The sequence below is a fragment of the Halobacillus sp. Nhm2S1 genome (assembly GCF_019599545.1).
Lineage (GTDB): Bacteria > Bacillota > Bacilli > Bacillales > Halobacillaceae > Halobacillus.
Window position 1 is genome coordinate 74,367 of record NZ_JAIEZV010000005.1, and the last position, 26,562, is coordinate 100,928.

Genomic DNA, 26,562 nt, shown 5'->3' on the forward strand with positions numbered 1-26,562 from the left:
AGATGAACATGAATTTGATGATCGGTTTGTTTATTCCCTACATTTTCCTGTGAAAAACATTTACGCGTTGAAAACGGATCGATGCATTCCCATAAGGATCGTGTCATAATAAGTGCCACTCACAAAATTCACTTTTTCGGAGTCATCCCTCTGTTTAGAAAGGTTAAGAGATTTTGAACTCGGACAAAATGAGGGAGAGGAGGTTTCGCATGTTTGAAAAATGTACAGAAGTCCGCCAATGGTTAAATGAATTTAATAGGAAATGGATGTTTGCAGGGGGATGGGCCATTGACCTTCATATCGGCGAAGAAACGAGGCATCATGAGGATGTGGAAGTCGCTGCTTTCCGTGAAGACCAGGGCCAATTATACGAAACATTAAAATCATGGGATTTGTATGCCGTCAAACAGAAGGAACTTAAGCGTTGGGAAGGAGAAGTCCTCGCACCTCCTGTCCATGAAATTCACGCCTTTTCTCCAGAGGGTCAGAGATTAGAGGTTCTCCTTAATGAAAAAAATAAGCATCGGTGGCGTTTCAGAAGAGATGCCTCTGTTACATTTGAGATCAGTCGTATGCACCTGCAGTCAGAACTCGGTCACCCGTATTTGAATCCTGAAATTGTCCTTCTCTATAAATCAACCCATACGACAAATAAAGACGAGGAGGACTTCCAAAACGTCTTCCCTTTCCTGAATGAACATCAGAAGGATTGGTTAAAACAGTCGCTCATGCATCACCAGCCTGAACATCCGTGGCTCGAAAATTTACTCTACTGAACGCGACCCGAGAAACATAACAAATGAAATGGATCAAGCCCAGGAGACACCTGTCTTTTGGGCTATATTTATGTAGGAAAAATTCGACGAATTGTTTATTTTTTCTTGGTTTGGGTATTCGATAAACATACATCAGACGCTACACCCCTCGCATGAACATCCCCCTGTATTGAAAATACTTACAAGTTCTGGAAAGGAGTTTATCATGAAAAAAGTCACTTCCGTTTTTTGGGTTACATTAGCTATTGCATTATTTTCAGTCGTCTGGGGTTCCGTTGCCCCTAAAAATCTTGAAAGTATTACAGGCAGCATCCAATCTTACATCTCTGTTCACTTTGGATGGTATTACTTACTGATCGTCACTGGTTTTGTGATTTTCTGTCTTTATATGATTTTCAGTCCATATGGAAAAATGAAACTTGGGAAGCCTACGGACAAGCCTGATTACAACTACGCGACATGGTTCGCCATGCTTTTCAGTGCTGGGATGGGAATCGGGCTCGTCTTCTGGGGAGCAGCAGAACCGATCTATTTCTATGCCAATAATGCCCCGACCGCAGAGACGGGAACAGCAGCCGCTCTAAATGAATCCATGAGATTCGTATACTTCCACTGGGGAGTTCATGCATGGGGAATTTACGCAATTGTTGCTCTTGTTCTTGCTTATTTCAAGTTCCGTCGAGGTGCACCAGCTTTAATAAGCTCCACACTCGAGCCGTTATTCGGAGATAAGATGAATGGACCTTGGGGGAAAGTCGTTGATATCATCGCCGTGTTCGCGACCATTGTCGGTGTAGCGACGACTCTCGGATTTGGTGCAGCACAGATCAATGGTGGGTTGACGTTCTTAACACCGCTTGAAGATTCGTTTGGTGTACAGTTAGCCATCATAGGTGTTGTTACTGTTCTATTCATGATTTCGGCTTATTCTGGATTGAGCAAAGGGATCCGTTATTTGAGTAATACGAATATGATCTTAGCAATAGCCCTACTTGCCATCATGTTGGTTGTAGGTCCTACGCTCTTCATTATGAACATGTTCACAGACACGATCGGTGCTTATTTACAAAACTTGCCGACCATGAGTTTCCGTCTTGCACCGAACAGTGAAGAGAATCGTACATGGATCAACAACTGGACGGTCTTCTACTGGGCATGGTGGATTGCATGGTCCCCATTTGTCGGTATCTTTATAGCACGTGTTTCCAAAGGACGTACGATCCGCGAATTTTTATCAGGTGTGCTACTTGTACCGTCTGCTGTAGGTTTTCTATGGTTCTCCACTTTCGGTTCATCGGCGATCCAAGTCCAACAAGATCAAGGTGGACTTTCTGACCTAGCTACAGAACAAGTGATGTTTGGAACATTTGATAATTACCCACTAGGATTGATTCTGTCAATCATCGCAATGGTATTGATTGGAACATTCTTCATTACATCTGCAGACTCAGCAACCTTTGTGTTAGGAATGCAGACGACAAACGGATCACTGACTCCACCTACGATGGTTAAGTTCGTATGGGGAATTGTCCAGTCATCGATGGCCGCTGTATTATTATATTCTGGTGGACTGCAAGCGCTGCAGAACGCGCTCATATCAGCTGCCTTTCCATTCTCTTTCATCATGATTTTAATGGTCGTATCCTTATATAAAGCGATTCGGGCAGATAAAATTGCACTTGATCGCGGGAAGGATAAAGAAGAAAAAACATCAGCCTAATCTCAGAAGGAACTTTCGCTTTATGGGGCGGAAGTTCCTTTCTTCCATTAAACTCTGAAAAGTAGTTTTGCATGGGAAGTGGGACCGACTACTGCTAGATTCTTTCATTCGAAATAGATATACCGGGCTCTTGTTGTGTTACTTTTCATGAAAATGTATCATAAAAACTTAAAGAAATCTGATAGAATAGAAAGGAAAAGGGTTAGATATAAAAGGAGCCAAAGATATGTGGGAATGGAGAAATATTTACCGTGGCATGCTGATGGGGGCGAGTGACGTCGTACCAGGTGTAAGTGGAGGGACGATTGCTGTCGTTCTCGGCATATACGACCGCCTGATTGAAGCTATTAATGGTTTTTTCAGTAAAGAATGGAAAACGCATTTGAAATTTTTATTACCACTTGGAATTGGAGTAGTCATAGCCATTGGTTTAATGGCCAACTTGATCGAGTGGTTATTTGAACACTACCCGGGGCCGACACAGTTTTTCTTTCTTGGCCTGATTATCGGCGTGTTGCCCTACTTAACGCATAAAGCAGATGTGAAGCATAATTTTAAAGCAAAACACTTTTTATTACTGCTGGTTGGAGCGGTTTTAGTCGCTTCTATGGCATTTTTCCAAACAGCTGAGTCTGAACCGATGCAAAACTTGTCGTTTACTGGATATGTTCTCTTGTTTTTCTCTGGATGGATTGCCAGCAGTGCTATGATTCTCCCTGGAATCAGTGGGTCATTCATTCTATTAATTATCGGGGTGTACACCACCGTAACTTCAGGGATTTCTGATTTCAGAATTGATATCATCGCCGTTGTAGGTGCAGGGATCGTCTGTGGCATCGTTGTGATGAGTAAGATTGTGAAGTTTTTCCTTGAAAATTATACGTCTGGAACGTTCGCGGTTATCATCGGTCTAGTCATCGGCTCTGTATTTGTTATTTTCCCAGGAGTGCCCGGAACGGGGATGATGATGCTTGTTAGTATTGTTGCATTCCTCGGTGGTCTGCTTGCTGCATGGTTATTGGGCAGGGTAGAATATAAGTAAGCCTGATGAAAGACAAATGCATCCATTTTGGGTATGATAAGAAGTAGATATATATAAAGGAGATTGAGTTTGATGGAAGCCATTCATACAACGGAAAAGTTTAACGAAACAATTGCAAGTGACCGTCCGGTTATCGTTAAATTCGAAGCGGACTGGTGCCCGGATTGCCGACGCATGGATATGTTTATCGGAGATATTCTAGAAGAGTACAATGGATACGATTGGTATAACGTCAATAGAGATGAACTACCAGAAATTGCAGAAAAGTATGAAGTAATGGGGATTCCAAGCATCCTTATTTTTAAAGATGGCAACAAGAAAGCCCATCTTCATAGTGCGAATGCAAAAACTCCAGAAGAAGTAGAGGAGTTTCTGCAAGCAAGTCTTTAAAAAAACACGTCCACATGGTCCTGCCATGTGGGCGTTTTCTGTAAGGAGGTGCTCTTTTGTCAAAAAGGTTGTTGCTCGTCGGAGCTGGTCATGCCCATCTGGAAATTTTGAGACAATTGCGGAATGAAGTTTGGAGGCAGGTCGATGTTTGTATGATTACACCTTCGCCCTACCAGTATTATTCAGGAATGTTCTCAGGATACACAGAAGGCCTTTATTCTGAAGAGGATATTCGCGTGGATGTTCGTCAGTTAGCGAAGTCAGCCAACGTTCATTGGATTCCAAAAAAAGCAGCTTCTATAAAACCGCAACAAAAAAAGATCGTGTGTGAAGATGGGTGCGTCTATCCTTTTGATCTTGTCAGTTTCGATATTGGATCCAAAAGTCTACCCTCATCATTTGAAGATTCAGCTGCCCGGACAATTAAACCGAATTACGAATTTACAGAACAGATGAAAACCTTGAGAAATACGACAAAACCGCTGATTGTTGGAGGTGGTGCGGCTGGAACGGAGCTCGCACTGTCTATACAAGCCTATAAAGATAAACACAAAATCCCTGGTCAAGTCCGCTTAATTACATCTGATCGAATACTTGCTGATGGATCGAAATGGATCTCAGCAAAATTAAAAAAGCTCTTAGAGAAAAAAGGGGTACGTGTCTGGGAAGACGAACGTGTCGAAGAGATTTTTGAAGAATTCGTCAAAACGGACAATGGAAATCGAGTCCGCCACACAGGTGTGCTGTGGCTGGGTGGGGCCATTGGAGATCCGATTTTTGAAAAGTCGTCACTCGCCATAGATGAACGTTCTTTCGCACTTGTTCGGTCTACCCTGCAATTCCGTGACTACGATTATATTTTCGGTGCCGGAGATTGTGTCACAATGATTGATGATCCGAACCTCCCGAAAAGTGGTGTGTATGCCGTAAGACAAGGACCGGTCCTTTGGCAGAACCTGAAAAACTATCTTTCTGGTTTACCATTGGACACGTTCATTCCACAAAAAAATGCTCTTTATATATTATCGACAGGGGGAAAGAAAGGGTTTCTTGTGTATGGGCCGGTCAGTTCACATAATAAGAAGGCGTGGCAGTTAAAAAACAAAATTGATCGTGAATTCATGGCTAAATATAAATAAAAAAGAGTCTTTGAAGCGCGTCCCCTCGGACACTCTCAAAGACTCTTTCTATTTTTACTGAAACTCCCGATTAAGGAAGACTCCGTTTCGAGAGGGGGAGGAAGCTCGGTGCTCCCCCATAGGAAAGCGATTAGCTTCCCAGCCACTCCAGATGCTCAACTAAGCAACGAACCCGAAACATCTGGAAATTAAGTCCTCAATAATCCTGCCATATAGCTGAAAACCGTTTATAGTTTTAGCCAGGCTCGAACTTTGTTGCGGAAGAGATAGGTGGTGACGAGGAGCAGGGTAAAGACACTGAAGGCGATGAGAATCAGTGTACGGTCTCCGCTCGCTAGGCTTGTTCCAACCAGGCTGTATGCAAACGTTCCCGGAAGCATCCCGATAACCGTTGCCAGTACGAAAGAGAGAAACTTTACCCTCGTCATTCCCGCAAGATAGCTTAATATATCAAATCCGACGAGTGGGATCAGACGCAGGATAAACACGTAAAGGAAACCTTGTCCCTGCATCCGCTCGTATATGTTCCCCGCCCATTTCGACTGGTGGAACTTGAGTACAGAGTCCCCGAAAAACCTCCCCATGATGTATCCAGTGATACCGGCTCCTGTAGCCCCAATGACGATATATAGCATGCCGGGCCAGATTCCATAAGCAAAAGCGGCAGCAAGTGAAAGCACGGAGGTAGGAAACACGACGATGGGTCCTATGGCATACAGACCCATAAAGATGATTGGTCCTATGGCACCGAACGATAGGATATAGGAGCGGATATTATCCGCACTTACATCAAATCGAGAGCGAACAAACCAGGCAAGAGCAATAAACAAGCTAAGGAACAACACGGTCCGGAATATGCTTTTTTTATTCATAGGATCTCTCCGCTGAAGGTCTTGATGGAATGAGACGGAATCGCTATCTGGACTTCTCGTTTCGGGAGCGCTTCGTTGATTGGCAAGGATATTTTCTTTTCAAGGTCCTTGATATATAAATGTGCAATCGGGCGGCCATGTTGGTAAGTGATATGCTCAACAGTTGCGTGGAAGCTGATATCTTGTCCCAGTCCCTTTTGAATTCCTACTTGAACGGCATGCAAGGGTGCGAATTCATGATCATTTAAGATGAGATGGCCTCCTAAAAAGGAAGCGACCCTCCTGTTGGCGGGCAGCTTGTGCAACGTTTCAGCTGTGCCAATCTGCTGAAAGTTTCCGTCTTCAAAGACAGCAATCTGATCTCCCATGATCATCGCTTCTTCCATGTCGTGTGTGACGAATACAGCGGTCGTTTCTCTCGCGGTAAGAAAATCACGCACCCAGTACCTGAGGTCCTGCCGTAAAGAAGGATCCAGGCTACTGAAAGGTTCGTCGAACAAAATCACTTCAGGTTCCGTAGCCATCGCACGGGCGAGGGCTGTACGCTGCTGCTGTCCACCGGAAATCTCGGAAGGGTAATGGTCACGGAAACGCGTCATCCCGATGGCCTCCAGTAAAGCTTTGATTTTTTCTTCTTTGTATTTTTTTGAGACTTTTGCTCCGTAAGTGATATTCTCTCCAACGGTCATATGTGGGAAAAGCAAGGGCTGTTGAAAAACGAGGCTGATGCTGCGCCGATTCGCTTTTTGTTTGGTGATGTTTTTTCCATTCATGATGATTTCGCCCTCTGTCGGTTTTTCCAGACCTGCAAGTATACGGAGCAGGGTTGTTTTTCCACTGCCTGAAGGTCCGACGATGCTCATGATTTCGCCTTTCTCCAAATGGAAGGTCAGGTCCTTCAAAATCATATCTTGGTTAAAAGCTTTTGTAACGTTTTTCATTTCTAACTTCGTCTGTGTCATCGATGATTCCTCCATGGCAATCGAGAGTAGGGGAGAAACATCATCAAAGCTTCGATGATGATGTACATAAAAACAGGTATGAGTGCGAACCAGATCGAGAATGCCGCCATAATGGACGTGTTTGCATTATCGAGAAATGGAAAAAAGACCAATGGCAAGGTCAAGACCCGGCCGCCGCCGATAATGGCGGTGATGGCATATTGGCTCAAGCTGATTACAATCGTTAAAAAGGTAAGGCTCCGGATTGCAGGTCTAAGTAGCGGGAGTTCTACAGTGAATACCTGTGTCCAAAACCCTGCTCCAAGAATGTGGGGCTGCTCCATCATCGCTTTTCCCATTTGCTGATAGCTGTTATGAAAGATCTTGATGCTGTAAGGCACAGTTGGTACTAAATGAATAAGCATGACGCCCCAAATGGTGTCTGCGAGACCGACCCGAATCATGAATAGATGCAGGCCCATCGCAATGGCCAAGGATGGAATTAAAATCGGTGATAAAAGCAGAGCCTCCAGCCAGGGTTTTCCATAGGAGGTGTAAGAGGCTAAAGCTTTTCCTGTGAACAATCCAATGGTGATGTTGATGAACAGTACCGCAAACCCGATCCAGATGGAAGTGAACGTAGCTTCCCACAATTGTGGATTCTGAAAAAGGAGGGAAAACCCTTGCCATCCCCAGTCTATACCTTGTCCCGTATGGAAGCGCCAGGGGGCACTTATGCTTTGTAACAGCATGATGGTTAGTGGAAAGATGAAAAAAAGCAAAGTCAAACTAAGAAACATCGCTTTCTTGCGAATCATGCTCTATCCCCCCTCATTGCTCTCCATCTGCGCCGGCTTAATCCAAAGTAGCCGATCAAAGTCAATATCAAGAGAAATAAACTAGTCATGACCATTGCGGCAAAGGCTAGTGGACGGTCTTCCCACGAACTTCCATAAAACCATTCGTACCCGAGCACAGAAATCATCTCCGGGAAAGTGGTGCCGATGAGAGCGGGAACTTCATAGGCGGCCAGAGTAAAAGAGAAGATGATCAAAAATGACTCCACGAGAACAGGGAGGAGGTGTGGCAGATCGACTGTAGTCAATCGGTGCCAAGCGTTTCCTCCAAGGCTGTTTACGAGAGCGTAAAACTCAGGGCGTATGGATGCATATACAGGGAAAAGAAGCAGAATGACAAGGGGAACTTCTTTCCATACATAAGTAACAATGATGCCTATGCCTTCAGGATCCCTGGTCCATACAGGGAAGTTCGAAGTATCTCCGAGCCAGCCGGCAGCCACTAATGTCTGTGCCATCCATCCTGTTTCTGAAAAGATGAGAATAACCATGTACCCCCAGACGAAATGAGGGAAAAGCATCGGAATCCAAACCATCAGCCTTGGAAAGGTGTTGTTCAACAACGGGTGAAACAACTTTGTGAATACAAGCCCAAGGATGATGGAAATGATGGTGGCTATTCCTGCTGTTCGAATGCTAAACCAGACCGATGACAGAAACCGTTCGGAAGATAAGATCTCTTCGTAATGAGCTAAACCCTCTCCTCCTGTGCTTTGGGTGAGCGCATGAAAGAACCCATAGAAAGGGAGGATCATAAAAATTGCCGCAGGAAGGAATAGGAGGAAAATTTTATTTTTGAACAACTTCATTGAACCACTGTTCCTTCATCCAGTCGACATAGGCGGCTTCTGACTCCGGCAAGAAGCTTTCTTCAAGTTCTTCTGTTGATAACACGCTCTCTCCACGTTCAACAGCTTTAAATTCCTTTTTGATATCTTCAGGCAATTGCTCGAAGCTGATGGGCGTATTCTCTCCCCAATCATTTGGTTTATATTTTTCCAGTTGGGCTTCTGGGGAAAGCATGAAATTGATAGCTGCTAACGCACCGGGTTGATTTGGGCTGTTGAAAGGGATGGAGAGGAAATGCGTATTTCCAATGGATCCTGGTTCCATGACGAACGAGCGTGTAGATTCAGGGAATACGCCTTCTTCAATCAATGATTCAGCCCGTGATTCGTTATACCCCATAGTCATCCATACTTCGCCTTGACTGTACAGGCGATCCAACTCTGTCAGGCTGTTTGGATAGTGCTCGCCTGATCGCCACAGGTCGTTTTCTATTTCGTTAAGATAGGACCATGTGCGTTCGGCCGTTGGAGTGATGTCATTCTCTTCCAACGGCTGCTCATAAATATCCGGAGGCTTTTCTGCTTGAGCGTATAGGACGTGCCTTAAGAAAGCATTGCCTGTAAATTCTTCCGCTCTCGGGTATGTGAATTTGCCAGGGTTTTCAGTTATCCACGTCTTTAATTCTTCCATGGTAGCTGGAGGATTCTTGATTTGTTCTGAATCATAATGAAACACAAACTGAACTTTCCCCCAGGGTGCTTCCATTCCTTCCACTTCTGTTCCGAAGTCCGTTTGGAAAGCTGGATCTTCGGTATTGTAGTAATCATTGAAATTAGGAAGAACCTCTGTAAAAGACCCTATCAGCAATTCGTTTTCTTTCGCGTTTTTGAAATTCTCGCCATTGATCCATATCACATCGATGGAGCCATTTTGTTTATTCGCTTGTTTTTCCGTTTGGAGCTTTTGTAGTATCTCCGGCGTGTCGAGAGGCACCCGTTTTAGCGAGACACCATATCGGTCCTCCACCTGTGGTGTGACATAGTTGTCAATATAGTCATTGATTCCTTCATCACCACCCCACATGTACAGGCGGACTACTGTCCCGTCTGCTGCCGCTTCAATCTCATCCCACGAAGCTTCTGTCCAATCTTTAGTATTCGTGGATGTTTCACTGCAGGCGGTCACAAGCAGGATCGCCAACAGGAAAAATGGTATGAACTTCTTCAACCGAATCCCCCCTATGATTCTCATTATATGGGTACTGCATAAATCCCTCTGTCATTTATCATACAAACAATCCGATCAGAAAAAAACTAATACTGCTTTCATAATGCGTGAACTTAAAAAGATCCGGGTAAAGGGAGTGAAGAGGAGGGCGGACATATGCTTTACAATCAATTCGCAAAACCAGAAGGAGTAGCAGGCAAGTTTGCCGGAATGTTTATGGAAAGAGAAAACAAGGAGTTGAATGACTGGACCCTGTCTTTTCTGGATGTAGGGAAGAAAGACCGCGTTTTAGAGGTTGGGTTTGGTTCAGGAGCAGCTTTGAAAAAAATAGCCACCTTGGAACCGGAGTCTTTGTATGGAATTGATCCGTCAGAAGCGATGGTTGAAATGGTTTTAAAGAAGTTAAATGCTCACCCGAATGCAAAACAAATTGGTATTTTTCATGGTGAAGCCTGTCACCTGCTTCATTTTCACAAACCTTTGGATAAAATATACTCCGTCAACAATATCACCTTTTGGGAGCGGCCTGCAGAAATTCTCAGACACTTGCGGACGTTGCTCAGTGAAAAGGGAAAAATCGCTCTGACGATCGTTCCACATGAAGAAGAAGCAACCAATGACACGACGGAAGTACTGGGTGGTCAACTGCAGAACCTCCTTGTAAAAGCAGGGTTTCAACATGTATGTATCTATTATAAATCAGAAAAACCAAACGATGCGGTCTGTGTGACAGGAATGAAAAAGGGTATGGTAGGATAGAAAAAAAGGGGGAAAAGCCTATGAAATTAAAAAAAGAAGAAAGAGAGTATATGGTGGATCAGGTCAAAGAATATTTTGAATTAGAACGAGGAGAGGTGATTGGTGACCTTGCTGCTGAACAATGGGTACATAAGTTAGCAGAAGAAATGGGTCCCTTCTTTTATAACAAAGGAGTAGCAGACGCGAGACAGATGGTAGAACAGAAGGTCATGAACGTGGATGAAGACCTTCGTTCCCTCGAACGCCCGGCTGGAAAACCGACACGGAAGTAAGAAAACACCGCTTCATTAAGCTGAAGCGGTGTATGGTTCTTCCTCATCATCTTCTAAATCTACTTCAAGGCCTTTTTCTATTTGTTGTTCTTCCACTTGTTGATTCCATTCAAAATGCTCCAGCTGCTCGTTCAAGTCAGCCACCATATTTTCAAGGCGATCGGTTTCTTTGATCATCTGTTGGAAGGCCGCTTGCTGCTCGACGGTAGACGCAGAGATTTCTTCTGTACCTGCCGCTGTCTCTTCAACAATACTGCTCACATTCTCAATAGAAACATAAACATTCGCGCTTTTCTCTTTAGACTCATCCAAGCCGTTGACCAGGGCTTCCAGCTGTTCGTCAATGGACTTCACTTGAGTGCTTATTTTTTCGAAAGCTGTCTTAGACGTATCTACAGAATGGTTTTGCTGCTCCGATATTTGAATGGTTTCCTTCATTTCCTGTTCAATGATTTGAACGCCATCTCTAATTTGCATGACCATTTCACTAATGTTTCCTGTCGCTGAAGTAGACTGATCTGCGAGTTTACGTACTTCTTCAGCGACCACGGCAAAGCCTTTTCCATGTTCACCAGCTCGTGCTGCTTCGATAGCAGCATTCAGAGCGAGAAGATTCGTCTGTTCAGCAATATCGTTGACGAGTTTGACGGTGGAGTCGATTTGATCTGTATATTGGATAAATTGATTGACGGATTTTTCTACGTTTGCAATGGACGCAGCACTTCGATCCATTAATGCCCGTTGGTTTGTAATGCTCGTCTGCCCCTCATCGACGTAAGAGAGGGCTTGTTGACTGGCTTCCATTGAGGATTGGCCCTGTTCACGGTTCATTTCAAATCCTTGGTGGAGGTCATCCATTAGATTGGCTACATCCTGAACATCTTCAGAAATGGATTGGCTGCCTTGGGCAAGCTCGTCAGTTGAATTGGCTACTTGGCTCGATATTTCAGATAGACCACCCATCTCATGGTGAAGACGGGAACTAAAATCTTGTACATTTTGACCGATGTGATGAACGGACCGAACAGTTCCTTCTAAGTTATCAATCATTGTACGGAAGGATCGCTTCAATTGACCAATTTCATCTTTCTCTTTATCGCTCACTTCAATAGTAGTTCTCAAATTACCATTGGCCACTTGAGATGCTTGATTAGCGAGATCACGAATCGGTATCGCAATATGTTTACTCAATCTTGTCGTTGATAGAATCGTAGAGGCGACTAGAACAGCTGCTGCGACAATCGTGAACAGAATCATATTTTGGATTGTCTGTCTCTGATCCATCAATTGAGCGTCATACCAGGATTGGGCTTCGTTTTGGAGCATATAGATATCGTTGATGATTCCGCCGGTACGGGCCGCTTGACGCTGGACTTCATTCGTATCATTGCTTGCCAGTGCTTCTGAGGCAAGTCCTGTCCAATTTTCAAATTTCGTCTGCGCCTGGTTATACCATTTTTCCTGAGATTCCGTGGCAATCAGCGGCTCCATATCCGTGAAGATGGTGCCGGTTTGTTCAATGAGAACTTCAGCTTCGCTGCGGGAAGCTTCTGATGGGTTATATCCGTAAGTAGTCAATGCCTGTTCCACACTGACAAGCTGGCCATGCAGTTCTTTGCCTTCCAGTAAAATTTGGACATCTTGATTCGACGAGCGTTGCACGTCCATCATTTGAAATACTATGAAACTGATGAGAACTAGGCATAAAAGTAATGGAATGAGCGTCATTGTATATAATCTTCTTCCGATGGTCATCACGTTTCCCCCTTACTTTCCTGTCGCTTCATTGATCATATTTTGTTCTTCTGGCGTCATTTCGATCAAACGGATCGGAGCAAGACCTACACCATTTTCTTGAATGCCGAGCGTTTGTGTTCCACCATCGAGCTTTTGCCCATCATTTAAAAGTTTCATCACATCATAAAGAGCGACATTGACATTTTTAAGCATGGAAGAGACGACAGCTTCTTCAGCTACAAAAAACTGATCACTATCCACACCGAATGCGTAGATTCCTTGTTTTTGAGCTTCTTTCAAAACTCCGATCCCTGTAAAACCTGCCGCAGGAAAGACAAAATCAGCATCTTCTTCCACCATGTCGTTTGTAATGGAAGCTCCTTGTTCATCATCATCAAACGTTCCTGCATATTCAGAAAGGATCGTTGCATCTGGATTTGCTTTTTGTACTCCTGCTTTGAATCCTTTCTCAAAACGTTCGACAACTGGAATTTTCTCGCCGCCAATAAATCCGACCGTATCTGTTTTTGTTTTCATCCCAGCGATAAGGCCGATCAAGTAACTACCTTCATCTTCCTTGAAGGTGATAGACGTTACATTCTCGAGTTCAGAAACAGCATCAATCATCACAAATGATTGGTCGGGGTTTTCTTTCGCTAATTTTTCAATGGCTTCCTGAGAATTATATCCAAGTCCGATGATGACATCATGGTCTTGGGCCAATAGCTCTTTGGCATTCTTTTCGTAGTCCTGATCGAACGGTTCGCGATAATCGAAAGTGATGCCTAACTCATCGCGTGCTTGTTCAAGTCCTTGAAAAGCAGAATCACTGAAGGAATCATCGCCGAGCCCACTGTCTGTAACGATAAGACCAGCGCTGATCGTATCTTCTGTATTCGCTTTCGTTTCATTGTTCGCACATCCAACCATTCCTAGAAGTAAGGAAAGGAGGACGAAGGGTATGTAGAGACGTTCCAAAATCACCACTCCTTGTTATGATGTCTGACATCTATAAATATCGGAAACTACCAGGACGATTTAAATAGGAAGGAAGACTTAGTTGTGAGGCATGGGGAAGTCTCCGTTATGGTTTTCAGCTTTTGGAGGCCAGGAAAATCATTTGCTTTCCCTGGGGAGGCAGTCGGCATTTAGAGGTGGCACACTGCTACTGATAAAATCATTGAAGTCACTGATAAAAGGGAGAAAGTCACCGATAAATGCCAGCAACCCACCGATCAAAGCTTAAAAACCACTGATAAACTTGGTAACGTTTTATAGAGCATTCTCTAATCGTCCTGACATGTAGTTGAATGATGGTGAAATAAAAACCACGATGACTTTAGGTCATCGTGGTTTTGGAGTGGCTTAATTGAAAAGCATCGGCTAAGAGTTCATAGGAGCGTAAACGATCTTCAAATGGAGTGACGATCGTGTTGACGATCACTTCATCTACATTATAGCTCTCCGCCAGCTGTTCAATCTCTTCTTTTACTTTTTCGACAGAGCCAACAATCATCCGGTTTCGGTTGTCCTGGATTCGTTCTTCTTCAAAAATGGTGTACTTATGGCTGAGCGCTTCGTCAGGAGTTGGGAAATGAGTCCGTTTTCCACCTTGTTCAATTTGTAAAAGAGCAAGATCGAGGCTCGAAGCAAGGTATTCGGCATACTCATCCGTTTCTGCGCAGACGACAAATACAGAGACGTTCCCATTCGGACTACTTTGCTGCATAGAGGTCGTGAAGTAATCTTGATAGCGATCCATCGCCCGTATTCCTCCACGTCCATTGATAAAGTGGGCAAAGGAGTAGGAAACCCCTAAATCTGCAGCTAAACGGGCACTTGTTCCACTTGACCCAAGCATCCACACGGGAGGTACTGTCTCTCCTTTTGGTGTTGCATAAATGTCCATTCCGTGCGGGTCCTGACCATGTAAATAAGCCATCAACTCTTCCACTTGGGATGGATAGTCCTCAATACTTGGCAGCTTCCCGCGGTTCAATGCTAAGTTGACATTCGGCATCCCACCAGGAGCCCTTCCTACCCCAAGGTCGATGCGATCAGGATGAAGGGTTTCGAGAACCCGGAACGCTTCTGCTACTTTATACGAACTGTAGTGGGGAAGTAATACGCCTCCTGTACCTATGCGGATGTTTTCTGTATGTGCAGCCAGATGGGCCGCAAGTATCTCAGGTGCAGATCCTGCGAGACTGCTTGTACTATGATGTTCTGAGACCCAGAAACGGTGATATCCCAGCTTATCCGTCCACTTTGCTAGTTCTGTCGTTTGCTGTAAGGCTTCTTTTGGGTCTGTCCCGGTTAAGATAGGGGATTGATCCAATACACTTAATTTCATTTTCATACCCCATTTACTTCTTTCGTTATCATTCTATCTAACTACTATCGTCCCATGTGCTACGTATAGATGCAAATGTAAAACAATTCTTTTCCTTCTTTTCTTTATGCAAACCTTAACTATAACTCCCTTTCCTTGAAGACTAGTCCCCATCCACTCAATAAAAGTCTCGAAACTGAGTCTTCAACAATCCTGCCATTTTCCTTAATAAATCGTAAAAGGTATTGGCTGGATGAACAAAGAAAAACCGGCTGTCTGGCGGGACAGCCGGTTTTTCTTTAGAGTTATCTGGATAGAAGACCTAATAAACCGTAGGTGAGGATGGACTGACGTTCCATGTTGAACATCTGGCGTACTCTAAGGTCATCGGTATGTAGTGGGGTGAAGAAGACCGCTTCATTTCTGAATTCATCTTTTGGCTCTACCGCGAGCCATTCACCATCCTCAAGACCTGATAGGATCTCCACGAGTCCTTGTTCTTCCATACCCGATTCAATGTCACGGCGCTCTAGAATTCCTTCCGTATTCATCACCCATGCATAAAGGTTTTCTTCGGTCTCTAATGCTTTCTCAACAGCGGTGACTACGCCTAAAGACTCATCTGTAATAATTTTTAAATCCGCATGGTAGCCAGCCAGCAATTCCTCTGAAGGGTTTTCCAGGGAAACTGTGAAAGGATAGCGGCTGGAGCGATGAACCTCGACTTCTTCTGGATAATCGTCCACAGACGTTAAAGTCCCTGTCGTTTCATATTCCAGTTCGGGAACATCAATTTCAACGACCATCTCTTCTTCGATTTCCTTCCGTTCCTGTTCAGGAATGGTGCCTTCTAATACTAGGTTGGTAGATTCCAATGTAAGAAGAGGGGCTTCAAGGTCTTTAGAAACTTCGCTGACCGTTCCTGAAAAAGCGCTTGTAACGGTGATTCGATCACCTTCGTCCTGAAGCTGATCCAGTTGGTCTTCCACCATTTCAAGCATGGCTTCTTGTTTTGCTAGTTCGGCTTCTTGTTCAGCAATCTTCTCTTCTTTCATATACTCGGTTTCTACATAAGAAGGAGGAGTGGCGTCACTCGTATCGGAATTATTGTTGAACGGATTTGAACTATTGTTTGTGTCGGGAGGGTCAGGTACGCGATAGCTCTCAATTTCGTCTATAAAATCTTCAATCGCGTCAATCTCTTCCTCTAACCGGCTGACTTCGGACTCTAGACGAGCTTCTTCCTGAAAATAATTCAACACGTCGTACGTGTAGAGGTCATCTCCCTCACTGATGCTGTCTCCTTCTTCCACAAGAAACTCATGGAACGACCCAACCTCTTCATTAAAATAGATCGGCTCTGTTTCTTCTGATGCGAATACAGCTTTCGTATCCAATTTTTCAAACAAATCATAAGTGATTGTCTTGGACCATTCATTGATATAAGACTTGCGATCCACTTGTTCTCCTTCATCAAGGAAGATGAGGAAAGCATTGGTCGTAATGAAGGTGACAATCAAGATGCCGAGGATTCTGCCTTTAACATTGATTTTTTTCATAGATCTTTACACCTGCTGCTTTCTTATCTGAGTAAATAAAGGAGATATAAATCGAATTTAGATAGAGCGGCCGTACCTGCCCACAACAACATGTGCCAAAAAACAACACCGACCCAGATCCAGCCGATTTTCGTCTGGGAAAGCCAGGAGATACACTTTACCTGGTACCAAATGATAAAAAGCTGGAAGAGGGAGATGGCCCCGCACAAGTAAATCACCCAATCCATACTGGTGAAATAAGAGGCAATCACTCCGAAAGAAAAGGGAGAGACGTACCAATCAATTCCTGCATAAATCATTAGCGGGATCCAGGTGATCCGCTCGATCAGCATAATTAGTAATACATTCATCTGCAGAATGAAAAGTTTTTTATAAGACACGTTGTTAAACAGCCAGAAAAAGAAAGACGAAATGAAAAGTATGAATAAAAATAAAAGGATGGCGAAACCGGCCCGTCCAATTAAGAACCAGGCTTTCCTAGTTTCATATTCGACTCTGTTTAGATCAGACATGTTGGCAGAAATCGCATCCGTACCGAGTCCAAGCCACGCTGTCCACACATATGTAAGAATGGTTAAACCTAATAAAAAGAATAATAGATTCCAAACGTTTTTTAACCGTTCTGCTTCGTTGAGTTTGAATAAATGGTCTTCCCGCTGAGTAAATAGTTTTATTAAATGAATCGAGTATGTCATGCGTTCCATCCTTTAATATAGAAAATAAAACTCTCTGTCTTATTCTAACGGAAATTGTCAGTTGTTGCTATAATTACCTTGCGAACAATTTGGAAAAAGTTAGGCTCCCTAAGAAGCTTAGTAAGCGGGGAGGACTTTTATGAAGAAGGAAGTAGGAAAGCACAGTGCTGCTGCACTGTGCTTTTTACTTAGCCTTGAGAAGGCGCTGCCTGGTAAGGTGGATCTTGATTTTTCGTTTTAAAGAATAGTGTGCGATCTTTATAAAGGAAGATCATGGATAGTACAAACGCAAACAGATCAGAGAGAGGGAAAGCGAGCCATACGCCTGTTACTCCGAAGAAGTTCGGCAAAATCAATACGAGCGGAATCAAGAACAGAACTTGCCGCGCCATTGACAAAATAAGCGCTGGCTTTGCCATTCCTAATGCTTGATAAAGACCGCCACTGACAACCTGGGCACCGATCAGAATGGAAAGAGCGAACATAATGCGGATGGCATAGGCCCCAGTATCAATGGTTGCTTCGTCTCCTGTAAAGATGTTCATCAAACCTTCTGGGAAGGCCATCATCAAAATGAAGATGCCTGCAGAGATGATCGTGACGACTTTCATACCAAGCATGACCGTCTCTTTCAAGCGGTCGTAATTCTTGGCTCCGTAATTATAGCCAATGATAGGCTGCATCCCTTGAAGGACACCAATCATCGGCATGATGGTGAACATGGCAAGTTTCTGGACAATTCCGAAGACACCGACTTCAAACTCACCACCGAATTTAATGAGCATCAAGTTGATGGCGATCATCATCCCACTTCCGGATACTTGTCGAATGAAAGCCGGCATACCAATGGTTAACACTTCACGGATGACGGACCATTGAGGTTTCAAGTAGGAAGCTTTGACCACGAGTGAGGATTTCCCTTTCAAAAAGTAATTCAGGACGACGATCGTTACGGTCGCCTGGGAAATGACAGTGGCAACAGAAGCTCCCTGCACGCCCATATCCAAACCGAAGATGAAGATGGGATCAAGGATCATGTTCAGAACAGCTGGGATGATCATCGTAATCATTGCAAACTTGGAGTTTCCTTCTGAACGGATGATGCTGTTCGTCGTAAAAGCAAAAGAGAAGAAGAACGATCCAAGCATGATCGGGAACAAATAGTCGGTGGCATAGGGCATAATGTTATCGGTTGCTCCAAACAGCTTCAGCAAAGGCTCGAGAAAGGTGAAGGCACCGATGAACCCGAAGCTCGAAACGACAACAATCGTAAAAAGGATATTTCCGAAAACTTGGTTGGCTTCTTCCTGTTTGTTTTCCCCTAAACGTCTTGAGATGACGGAAGCACCGCCAATACCGACGGCTGCGGCAATGGCCATGATAATCATCATCACCGGAAAGCCGATACTGACACCGGATACGCCTAAGATCCCAACACCACGTGCGATGAAAAGCGTATCAACGACATTGTACAGAGCCATGACGAACATGCCGATCATGGCAGGCACTGATAAATTCGTTAATAATTTCGGGATAGGTTGGGTCCCTAACCGCTCACTTTGTTGTTTCATTTGTCTTCGCTCCTTGATGTTTTAGGTTTCAAGTTGGCCTGCATCTTCTTTAACCAGGAAATCATGACTTGCTGTTCTTCTTTTGACAGCCCCTGGTTCGCTTCTGCTTCAATATCAGCAACGATTTCCAGTATAGTTGCATGCAACTCCAGGCCTTTATCTGTAAGGGTTACGAGCTTTGTCCGCTTGTCTTTTTGGCAGGACCTTTTCCTGATGCGTTCATGCTTCAGGAGTGTTTCAATCAAGCCGTTCATCGACGAAGCTTTGATATGCAGCTGTTTCTGCAGCTCCGTTTGGGATTGCTCGCCCGCTTTGGCCAGGAAGTAGATTACTTTCGCCTGCGAGTGGGTCAACCCGTACTCTCCTAATCGCTGGTTATATATATTCTGTAAAAAATGTGCGACCGTATTGATGTGGTAGCCTAAATTTTGATCTATACTTCGTTCCATATTTACTTAGCCCCCTAAACAAATAATAGTATAATACGACTTCGCTTAGAAGTAAACGAAAGTGTTTCACTTCAAGGCAGGTATGTCAGACTTATGAACTTTCGACGTTTCCTCAAACTTTTTTCCAGCAAAGCTCACTCCCATCTGCTGCTTCATAGTAAAATAAAGGAAAAGAAGGGGTGGTCGTGATGGTTCAAACACTAAAAACGCATCCGAAGTCTTTCTATGGAGGAGTTCTGTTCATTGCAGCTCTACTGCTTTCAAATTTCTTTATTCAGAAAATGGAAGTGACGGGCCAAGTACCGCCGCTTCTGGTATTGGCGACCGTCCTTGATATCCTGATCGTTCTTCCTGTCGTTCTATTCTTATTTGTACTCCGTAGAATGCCCACATTGTCCTTGCTTGCTCCCATCTGGCTTTTAGGTGCTGGTTTTGTACACTGGATTGTTCCCACCTATGCTAAAGAGCACCTCCAGTACATGAATGTTTCCATTATCCTCATTGAGGCTGGTTTTATCCTCTTGGAACTTCTCCTTCTCGTTATTCTCATCAAGCATCTGAAAACGTGGAAGCATAACTTCAAAGCGACCATTCACACAACTCCGCATTTGCTTTCAAGAATTTTCACAGCGAATCAGCAGACATTTGGGGGATACCCCAAGTTGGAACGGCTGATCGGAGTAATAGCCACAGATGCTTGTGCCATCCGCTATGCTTTTCTTCCACGTTTGGACCATAAGCTGGATGGTGATCATACCTTCAGTTACCACAAGAATAGTGAGTACTTCGGGGTTTTCCTGATGCTGGTTCATGCGATGCTTATTGAAATCATTGCTGTCCACGTCATGCTCATGCAATACAGCCACACGGTTGCATGGATGGCGACCATTTTTGATTTTTATGCTCTCGTTTTCCTGGTCGCTGACTATCAGGCCATTCGTAAAAGCCCTGTCGTCATTCAACATAACCATCTTCATTTTCAGAAAGGGCTTCGATTCCATATGTCTGTTCCGTTAGAAAAAGTAGCGGTGATTCGTCGGTTTGAGGGGGAAGTCTTGCCTGAGGACCGTCACTCCTTCAATATGACGCTTGCTGGACTCGAAAAGGTACCTCCGCAATTTGAAATACGATTGAGCGAAGCGGTTGATGGGTATCGTTTATTTGGTTTCAAACGTAAAGTGATGAAAATATTCCTGACTGTCGATGAACCGGAAAGGTTTTTACAAACATTAAATGAAGAGCGACTGGTTTCAAAGAAGGACATTTAGTCAATTATGATAAGAGGAAGGAAGGGATTCTATGCCTCGTTATCATAGTGGAATCTTTATATATAATGGAAAAAAGGACGAAGCAGAGTTAGAAACAGCTCTTTCACAAGTATTGCCGGTGTTAAGTAAAGAAGTGAAAGAGTTAAAGGTCATCCAAACGTTATCATTGGAAGATTTATATGAAAACTGTCGGCATTACGGTCCAGAGGTAGAAGTCTTTTTCATCTTCGGAGGAGACGGAACCTTGCACGAAGTCGTCAATTGCCTTGCACCGATGGAAAAACGTCCGGTGCTCGGTGTGCTGCCAGGTGGAACGTGCAATGATTTCAGCCGGGTTTTGGACACACCTCAGCGGCTTAGGCAAGCGGCTGCATCCATCATTGAAGGGGAAGAGGTTTCTGTGGATGCAGGGAGGACCGAGGACGATTATTTCATTAACTTCTGGGGCATCGGACTAGTGACACAAACTTCTTTTAACATCGACGAAAATCAAAAAAACCGGTTCGGTGTACTCAGCTATTTCATGAGTGCACTGAAAACGATGAATCAGGCAACCCCATTCCGGTTCAAACTGACCGTAGATGATGAAGAGGTCGATGGAGAGGCGGTAATGATTCTTGTCATGAATGGCCAATTCATAGGTACAAGACGCCTTCCTGTCCCAACGATCGACTTGCAGGATGGGAAGTTTGACATTCTGGTTGTGAAAAATTCCAACCTTACGTTATTCAGGGAACTCATGACGATGGGACGACCGCAGACGGATCAGAGTGAATTCCAGGAGCTGTCCCACTACCAGGGAGAGAAGGTGAACATCGATGTTGAATTTAAGCAGGATGTGGACATGGATGGGGAAATCAAAGGGAAGACACCGGAAAAATTGGAAGTCCTCCCGGGACATTTCACCTTCTTAAGTGGAGGACCGAACGCGCTGCATAATATGGATAACCCTTAAGGAAACCGAGAATTTGCGGAAAAGGGATGGTTTGACAGTTAGAATTTGTTAAACTTATACTATCTTTATCTTTTGTAAAGGATGGGCGAACGTGATGAACGAACAAGAACTATACCGCAAGAAAAAACAAGATCCTTCGCTGAAGCTTTTTGTCGTATTGACCAAAGCTCAGCGCACCATCGCAGATTTAGTGAAGGATGATATCCAACGATATGAATTGAACCCGACAGAATTCGGAGTGCTTGAGCTTCTGTATCACCAGGGAGATCAGCCGCTGCAGAAGATCGGCGAGAAAATTCTGCTTGCAAGCGGAAGTATCACTTATGTGGTGGATAAGCTTGAGAAAAAGGAATACTTGAAACGCGTGCCTTGTCCAAACGACCGACGCATCACATTTGCGTCCATTACGGAAAAAGGACGGGACCTGTTGAACGGCATCTTCCCTGACCATTGGAAAGAGATTGAATCAATCATGGATGGGCTGACGGATGACGAGAAGCAGGATGCGATCGATCTATTGAAGAAACTTGGGAAGGCTGCCGATTCTAAAAAAGAGTAGCCAATTTTCTGACGATCCGTTATAATAGGAATAATTCTAAGGACAAAGGAGGGTATGAAGATGCTGCAGATGCACGTGCTTGACTACCAAATCAACTATGTACGCCGTGCGATTATTCACAATTCAGCTGTCAACGGGACACGTATGTCCAAAATGGCATCTGAATAGTGAAACAATGTAGCGTCTCATACCTGATTATTCACAGATAAAGTCAGAGGTAACGGGACCTCTGGCTTTTTTTGTGTCTTCAAAAAGTCTTTAGGAGGAATTTTCAATGATCATTACATTAAAGAATCTATATAAAATTGTCGGTGGCGAAGTATTATTTGAAGCTTTGAATATGGAGATCAAATCTGGTCAGCGTGTCGGGCTTGTCGGTCGTAATGGCAGCGGAAAATCGACCCTTTTCCGAATCATCACCAAAGAGGAATCGTTGGATGGTGGTGATCTTTTCATTCAAAAGGGAGCCACCATCGGTTATTTGAAGCAGATTCCAGAGGATTGGACGGGAACGGGAAGAGCGTACTTACAGCTTGCCTTTACCGAGCTCGTCTCTTTGGCAGAGCAGATGAAAGAACTGGAAGAGGATATGATAGATCCTCAAAAGATGGAAAAAGCCATCGCCGCCTATGGAGAGATACAGGAGCGTTTCACTCAGCGTGGTGGATACGAAATGGATGCCTCTATTAAGCAGGTGGCGAACGGGTTGAAGATCCATCACTTACTGGACCAGCCATTTTTCAGTTTGAGCGGTGGGGAAAAAACAAAACTTGGTCTTGCCAAGTTGTTGCTGGAAGACCCTGATGTTCTTTTGCTTGATGAACCGACGAACCATTTGGATTTACAGGCGATCGAATGGCTGGAAGCTTATTTGCAATCCTACGACGGTACCATTTGTGTCATCTCCCATGACCGTGCATTCCTTGATCACGTCGTTACAGACATTATGGATCTGGAATCCGGAGAAATTGAGATGTACAAAGGCAACTACACCGCTTTTGAAAAACAAAAAGAAGAGAAACTGCTCGCTGAATTTCATCAGTATGAAGAACAGCAGAAGAAAATTAAAAAAATGAAAGAGGCCATAAGACGGTTGAGGCAATGGGCGAATGAAGCCACTCCACCGAACCCTAAACTCTTCAAAAAAGCGAAAAGCATGGAGAAAGCGTTAGAACGGATGGAAAAGATCGACAAGCCAATAATGGACCCGAAAAAAATGAATCTATCGCTTGAAGCAGATGGGCGGACAGGGAAAGATGTGTACACGATTGAATCGCTGGAGAAACAGTACGGCAGTGAAATGGTTTTGGACGGTGTTGACCTTCACGTCCGTTATCAGGACCGAATCGCAATTGTCGGGGCCAACGGTAGTGGGAAATCCACACTTTTAAGAATGTTATTGGAAAAAGAAACACCGAGCGCTGGAACAATAAAAAGGGCGCCTTCCATTAAAGTGGGATACCTTCCACAAAACCCTTTGCAGGGAGCGGACCGCGACCAGCGGATGATCGACCACTTTCGGGATCACATCCGGGTGACCGAAGGAGAAGCCCGGCACAGGCTTGCGGGCTTCATGTTTTATGGATACGACGTCTTCCGGAAAATCCGCCACTTGAGCGGAGGGGAACAGATGCGTTTGAAGCTGGCCATCTTTATGCATCAGGATATTCAGGTCCTGATCCTGGATGAACCGACCAACCATCTCGATGTGGAGTCGCAGGAAGTTCTTGAAGAGGCCCTCAATCAATTTAAAGGAACGATGATCGGGGTTTCCCACGATCGGCATTTTCTGGACCAGTGTTTCACCCACACGGCTTTTCTTGTGGATGGAAAACTTCACCGGTATATCGGTACGTATGAAGAAACGAAAAAACATTGGCACGCCCTTTTAGAAACGCAGGCAGAAGAGCAGGTGGTAAAACGTGAAAAAACAGCCATGCCAGAAACTCCGGTGAAAGAAGAACCGGCCATTGATTGGGAGAGGGAAATCGCTCGTCTCGAACAAGAGATCGCGACCATCGATCAAAAAATGCAGGACGGTGATGATGTAGAAGAGTTAATGAAACTCCAACATCATAAAGATGAATTGGAAAATAACTTAGAATCTCTTTATGAAAATTGGATGGAAGCGCAATGATCATCGGTACACTCTAAGAAAAGGGTAGGAAACATAAAAGTTTCCTACCCTTTTTGTTGTTTGTCATCAGCATGAATGATCATGGACCCATTCAAAAAATGGAAACGTGTTTAGATGGATCGTCTCTTTTCTCCCGGTAATAGTCGACAAGGGCGTCGGTGTAGGAGAAGAAATCAGGACAAAAGATGTTTGAGGCAGACAAATCCATTTCTGCCTGACGGTTGTCATAGTCTGCGCTACAGAGGAAATAATCAAGAGCTTCCCTTTGAATGCCTAAAACTTTTCGTAATGGACGAACCTTCAAGGATTGGTTGGCGAGACCCAGCGGTAAGGATAAACGAGGGTGTTTGTCTGCATACACATAACTGAGCTGCTCATAGATTTCTTTGGCTGTGTAAGGATTGGGGTCTGTGAGATGATACGTCTTTCCACTGCTTGCAGGATGATGGGCAAGGTAGTTTGTCGCTTGGATCACATAATCCTGAGGCACCAGGTTGACTCGGGCTATTCCTTTTCCGAAATAAGGAAGAACCGGAAGCCTTCTTAAGGCCTCCACTAAATTCAAGATAAAATAAGGACCGTCGAATTTTGCGGTTGCCCCCGATTTAGTATGACCGACCACGATGCCCGGACGGATAATGGTTGTCGGAATCTCTTTACACATTCGATGAACGAGATTTTCTGCCTCATGTTTGGTGTATTCATAATGATTCTTGAAACCTTTCTCATGGGCGAGGTCCGTTTCGTAAACGGTTCCTTCCCGTTTTCCTGAAACGTAGGCGGTGCTGAAATAAATATAACGTTCCAAATGAAGGCATTGGGAAAGCCATCGATTCACTTCTCTTGTTCCTTGGACGTTGACTTTCCATGCAGGCATAAGAGGGACGGCCAAATCATAAAGAGCAGCAAGGTGGAAGACGTGGGTTACCTCTTGTGCTAATTGCAGGGATGCCGCGGATGAGAGTCCCAATTCTTCCTGAGTAATGTCCCCTTGGACAAGTTCGATTTTTCCTGTATTCACCTTATGGTCTTTTTTCCATGTTTCTATCTGTTTTGCTGCTTGCTTTTCCATAGAGGGAAGGTGAAGGAGATAGATTTTCTCTATGGAGTTCCAGTTTCTAAAAAGATCTTCGATCAAGGCTGTAGCTAAATAACCTGGAAAACCAGTAAACAAATACGTGTTGGACATAACTAATTCGCCTCCGTCATCTGTTTGTTTATCTTTTCGTGATTGCTCGTTAGACTTCCTTCTTTTGCCTATCGACTTGTTTAATGTAAGAAAGGAGGGGAAAGTAAAGAATAGTCACACAGATATTTTGGGAGGTTATTAAATGAAAGTTCTTGTTATTGGAGCCAATGGAAAAGTAGGAAAACATATTGTCGATAAACTCGTAGATACCGAACACACTCCCTATGCGATGGTCCGTAAGAAGGATCAAATTCCACAATTCGAAGAGAAAGGCGTAGAAGCCATACATGCAGACCTGATGAGAGACTTTGAACATGCTTTCAAAGGAATGGATGCCGTCATCTTCGCAGCAGGATCCGGCCCTGATACAGGCGCGGATATGACGATCGTCATCGACCAGGAAGGGGCGATTAAAGCGGCGGAACATGCCGAAGCCAATGGGGTGCAGCGGTACATGATGTTGAGTTCCATCGGAGCAGACCGCGCAGAAGAAGCGCCTGACGATTTCAAATTTTATCTTTATGCCAAGCGCAGAGCTGATGAATACTTGAAAAGTACCGGATTGGATTACACCATCGTCCGTCCCGGCAGTCTGACTAACGATGCAGGCACAGGCAAGGTGACACTGCAGGAACGTACAGAACAGGGAGAAATTCCGAGAGAAGATGTGGCCGCCACACTTGTTCATCTTCTTTCCGTGGAAGATTCCATTCACCAAAGCTACGATCTGATCAGTGGCGAAACACCAATTGAAGAACTATAAAAAGAAGGAGCCTCGGGCTCCTTCTTTTTTGGTCGGTTATTAAAGCGGGAGCGTTTATGTAAAAGGGATGTGATGAAAATGACAGAACGGTGACGAAAAATGAGCGGATTTTAATGAGAAAATAGGTTTAGCTGTTATGAAAACGGGTATAAAATTTCTAGGCAGAATTGCAAAAGACACAAGGAGGGGGAGCTTTGGGTAACCCGGAAGTGATCGTGTACACCAGTCGGAACTGTCACTATTGTGAAAAAGTACTAGGAACATTAGAAGATTGGGAAGTTGATTATGAAGAGCGGAATGTATCTGAGAACCGTGACCATTTCAGAGAACTACAAAGAAACAACATTTACGGTACACCCGCTGTATTTATAGATGGAGAAAAGATTCTCGGTTATCAAGAACGTAAAATGAAACAAAAGCTGAGAATAAAAGAAAACCCTCAGTATATTAGGACTGACTCCATGAACTTTTCCTAAATGGTTTCGACAAGTGATGATCATCACTTGTTTTTTTTGTCCAAAAGCATCAATAAGTGAGGGAACCCTCGCTTTCGTTTCACTTTTT

26 protein-coding genes are annotated in these 26,562 nt (G+C 44.2%); 13 read left to right on the top strand and 13 right to left on the bottom strand.

Annotated elements, in window-relative coordinates; all coding sequences use genetic code 11:
• Positions 1 to 209 precede the first annotated feature (209 nt).
• From K2225_RS18360 to K2225_RS18380, 5 genes are all read left to right on the top strand, one after another.
• A complete protein-coding gene (locus K2225_RS18360; RefSeq protein ID WP_220586092.1) occupies positions 210 to 776 on the top strand; it encodes a nucleotidyltransferase domain-containing protein in 567 nt (188 codons plus the stop codon).
• A 205-nt stretch (positions 777 to 981) separates the two neighbouring features.
• Positions 982 to 2,496: a glycine betaine uptake BCCT transporter gene (locus K2225_RS18365; protein WP_220586093.1), complete on the top strand. Its 1,515-nt coding sequence runs from the start codon at positions 982 to 984 to the stop codon at positions 2,494 to 2,496.
• 226 nt (positions 2,497 to 2,722) lie between these two features.
• Positions 2,723 to 3,538 (top strand): DUF368 domain-containing protein, encoded by an 816-nt coding sequence (locus tag K2225_RS18370; RefSeq protein ID WP_220586094.1) that lies wholly within the window; start codon positions 2,723 to 2,725, stop codon positions 3,536 to 3,538.
• A 72-nt stretch (positions 3,539 to 3,610) separates the two neighbouring features.
• Positions 3,611 to 3,928: a thioredoxin family protein gene (locus tag K2225_RS18375; protein ID WP_146818333.1), complete on the top strand. Its 318-nt coding sequence runs from the start codon at positions 3,611 to 3,613 to the stop codon at positions 3,926 to 3,928.
• Between the two features lie 56 nt (positions 3,929 to 3,984).
• Entirely contained in the window at positions 3,985 to 5,067 is a 1,083-nt protein-coding gene (locus K2225_RS18380) for an FAD-dependent oxidoreductase (protein ID WP_220586095.1), read from the top strand.
• Positions 5,068 to 5,294: 227 nt separating this feature from the next.
• Here K2225_RS18380 and K2225_RS18385 read toward each other — a convergent pair whose 3' ends face one another.
• The 5 genes from K2225_RS18385 to K2225_RS18405 are packed head-to-tail and all read right to left on the bottom strand — an operon-like array spanning position 5,295 to position 9,753.
• On the bottom strand, positions 5,295 to 5,939 hold the full coding sequence (locus K2225_RS18385; RefSeq protein ID WP_146818329.1) for a TVP38/TMEM64 family protein: 645 nt from the start codon (positions 5,937 to 5,939) through the stop codon (positions 5,295 to 5,297).
• Positions 5,936 to 6,901 (bottom strand): heme ABC exporter ATP-binding protein CcmA, encoded by a 966-nt coding sequence (ccmA, locus tag K2225_RS18390; RefSeq protein WP_220586096.1) that lies wholly within the window; start codon positions 6,899 to 6,901, stop codon positions 5,936 to 5,938. Before ccmA ends, K2225_RS18385 begins: the two co-directional genes overlap by 4 nt.
• Positions 6,898 to 7,698, bottom strand: a complete 801-nt coding sequence (locus K2225_RS18395; protein ID WP_220586097.1) for an ABC transporter permease — start codon at positions 7,696 to 7,698, stop codon at positions 6,898 to 6,900. Before K2225_RS18395 ends, ccmA begins: the two co-directional genes overlap by 4 nt.
• A complete protein-coding gene (locus K2225_RS18400) occupies positions 7,695 to 8,546 on the bottom strand; it encodes an ABC transporter permease subunit (RefSeq protein WP_220586098.1) in 852 nt (283 codons plus the stop codon). Before K2225_RS18400 ends, K2225_RS18395 begins: the two co-directional genes overlap by 4 nt.
• Positions 8,527 to 9,753, bottom strand: coding sequence for an ABC transporter substrate-binding protein (locus K2225_RS18405; protein ID WP_255574697.1), 1,227 nt, complete (start codon positions 9,751 to 9,753; stop codon positions 8,527 to 8,529). The genes K2225_RS18400 and K2225_RS18405 overlap by 20 nt, the downstream gene beginning before the upstream one ends.
• A 156-nt stretch (positions 9,754 to 9,909) precedes the next feature.
• Here K2225_RS18405 and K2225_RS18410 point away from each other — a divergent pair, with 156 nt between their 5' ends.
• Positions 9,910 to 10,512: a class I SAM-dependent methyltransferase gene (locus K2225_RS18410; RefSeq protein ID WP_220586100.1), complete on the top strand. Its 603-nt coding sequence runs from the start codon at positions 9,910 to 9,912 to the stop codon at positions 10,510 to 10,512.
• Between the two features lie 20 nt (positions 10,513 to 10,532).
• A complete protein-coding gene (locus K2225_RS18415) occupies positions 10,533 to 10,784 on the top strand; it encodes a DUF2164 domain-containing protein (RefSeq protein ID WP_220586101.1) in 252 nt (83 codons plus the stop codon).
• A gap of 15 nt (positions 10,785 to 10,799) precedes the next feature.
• Here K2225_RS18415 and K2225_RS18420 read toward each other — a convergent pair whose 3' ends face one another.
• The 7 genes from K2225_RS18420 to K2225_RS18450 form a co-directional block, all read right to left on the bottom strand.
• A complete protein-coding gene (locus K2225_RS18420; RefSeq protein ID WP_220586102.1) occupies positions 10,800 to 12,539 on the bottom strand; it encodes a methyl-accepting chemotaxis protein in 1,740 nt (579 codons plus the stop codon).
• Between the two features lie 12 nt (positions 12,540 to 12,551).
• On the bottom strand, positions 12,552 to 13,505 hold the full coding sequence (locus K2225_RS18425; protein ID WP_370632783.1) for a BMP family lipoprotein: 954 nt from the start codon (positions 13,503 to 13,505) through the stop codon (positions 12,552 to 12,554).
• A gap of 355 nt (positions 13,506 to 13,860) precedes the next feature.
• On the bottom strand, positions 13,861 to 14,874 hold the full coding sequence (locus K2225_RS18430; RefSeq protein WP_220586104.1) for an LLM class flavin-dependent oxidoreductase: 1,014 nt from the start codon (positions 14,872 to 14,874) through the stop codon (positions 13,861 to 13,863).
• A gap of 284 nt (positions 14,875 to 15,158) precedes the next feature.
• Positions 15,159 to 16,412, bottom strand: coding sequence for an efflux RND transporter periplasmic adaptor subunit (locus K2225_RS18435; protein ID WP_220586105.1), 1,254 nt, complete (start codon positions 16,410 to 16,412; stop codon positions 15,159 to 15,161).
• Between the two features lie 23 nt (positions 16,413 to 16,435).
• Positions 16,436 to 17,107, bottom strand: coding sequence for a hypothetical protein (locus K2225_RS18440; RefSeq protein WP_220586106.1), 672 nt, complete (start codon positions 17,105 to 17,107; stop codon positions 16,436 to 16,438).
• A gap of 188 nt (positions 17,108 to 17,295) precedes the next feature.
• Positions 17,296 to 18,678: an MATE family efflux transporter gene (locus K2225_RS18445; protein ID WP_220586107.1), complete on the bottom strand. Its 1,383-nt coding sequence runs from the start codon at positions 18,676 to 18,678 to the stop codon at positions 17,296 to 17,298.
• On the bottom strand, positions 18,675 to 19,127 hold the full coding sequence (locus K2225_RS18450; protein ID WP_220586108.1) for a MarR family winged helix-turn-helix transcriptional regulator: 453 nt from the start codon (positions 19,125 to 19,127) through the stop codon (positions 18,675 to 18,677). The genes K2225_RS18445 and K2225_RS18450 overlap by 4 nt, the downstream gene beginning before the upstream one ends.
• A 188-nt stretch (positions 19,128 to 19,315) precedes the next feature.
• On the opposite strand from K2225_RS18450, the gene K2225_RS18455 reads away from it, so the two are divergent.
• The 4 genes from K2225_RS18455 to abc-f all read left to right on the top strand — a co-directional run bounded on the left by K2225_RS18455 (position 19,316) and on the right by abc-f (position 24,046).
• Complete coding sequence (locus tag K2225_RS18455) at positions 19,316 to 20,395, top strand: hypothetical protein (protein ID WP_220586109.1); 1,080 nt, start codon at positions 19,316 to 19,318, stop codon at positions 20,393 to 20,395.
• A 31-nt stretch (positions 20,396 to 20,426) separates the two neighbouring features.
• Positions 20,427 to 21,350: a YegS/Rv2252/BmrU family lipid kinase gene (locus K2225_RS18460; protein WP_220586110.1), complete on the top strand. Its 924-nt coding sequence runs from the start codon at positions 20,427 to 20,429 to the stop codon at positions 21,348 to 21,350.
• 94 nt (positions 21,351 to 21,444) lie between these two features.
• On the top strand, positions 21,445 to 21,909 hold the full coding sequence (locus K2225_RS18465; RefSeq protein WP_146818311.1) for a MarR family winged helix-turn-helix transcriptional regulator: 465 nt from the start codon (positions 21,445 to 21,447) through the stop codon (positions 21,907 to 21,909).
• Between the two features lie 274 nt (positions 21,910 to 22,183).
• On the top strand, positions 22,184 to 24,046 hold the full coding sequence (abc-f, locus tag K2225_RS18470; protein WP_220586111.1) for a ribosomal protection-like ABC-F family protein: 1,863 nt from the start codon (positions 22,184 to 22,186) through the stop codon (positions 24,044 to 24,046).
• 91 nt (positions 24,047 to 24,137) lie between these two features.
• Here the strand turns inward: abc-f and K2225_RS18475 are convergent, their stop codons facing one another.
• Positions 24,138 to 25,235: an SDR family oxidoreductase gene (locus tag K2225_RS18475; RefSeq protein ID WP_220586112.1), complete on the bottom strand. Its 1,098-nt coding sequence runs from the start codon at positions 25,233 to 25,235 to the stop codon at positions 24,138 to 24,140.
• A gap of 142 nt (positions 25,236 to 25,377) precedes the next feature.
• Here K2225_RS18475 and K2225_RS18480 point away from each other — a divergent pair, with 142 nt between their 5' ends.
• Together K2225_RS18480 and K2225_RS18485 are read left to right on the top strand one after the other, a co-directional pair.
• Positions 25,378 to 25,998: an SDR family oxidoreductase gene (locus tag K2225_RS18480; protein WP_220586113.1), complete on the top strand. Its 621-nt coding sequence runs from the start codon at positions 25,378 to 25,380 to the stop codon at positions 25,996 to 25,998.
• Between the two features lie 194 nt (positions 25,999 to 26,192).
• Positions 26,193 to 26,474, top strand: coding sequence for a glutaredoxin family protein (locus K2225_RS18485; RefSeq protein ID WP_146818289.1), 282 nt, complete (start codon positions 26,193 to 26,195; stop codon positions 26,472 to 26,474).
• Positions 26,475 to 26,562: the final 88 nt, after the last annotated feature.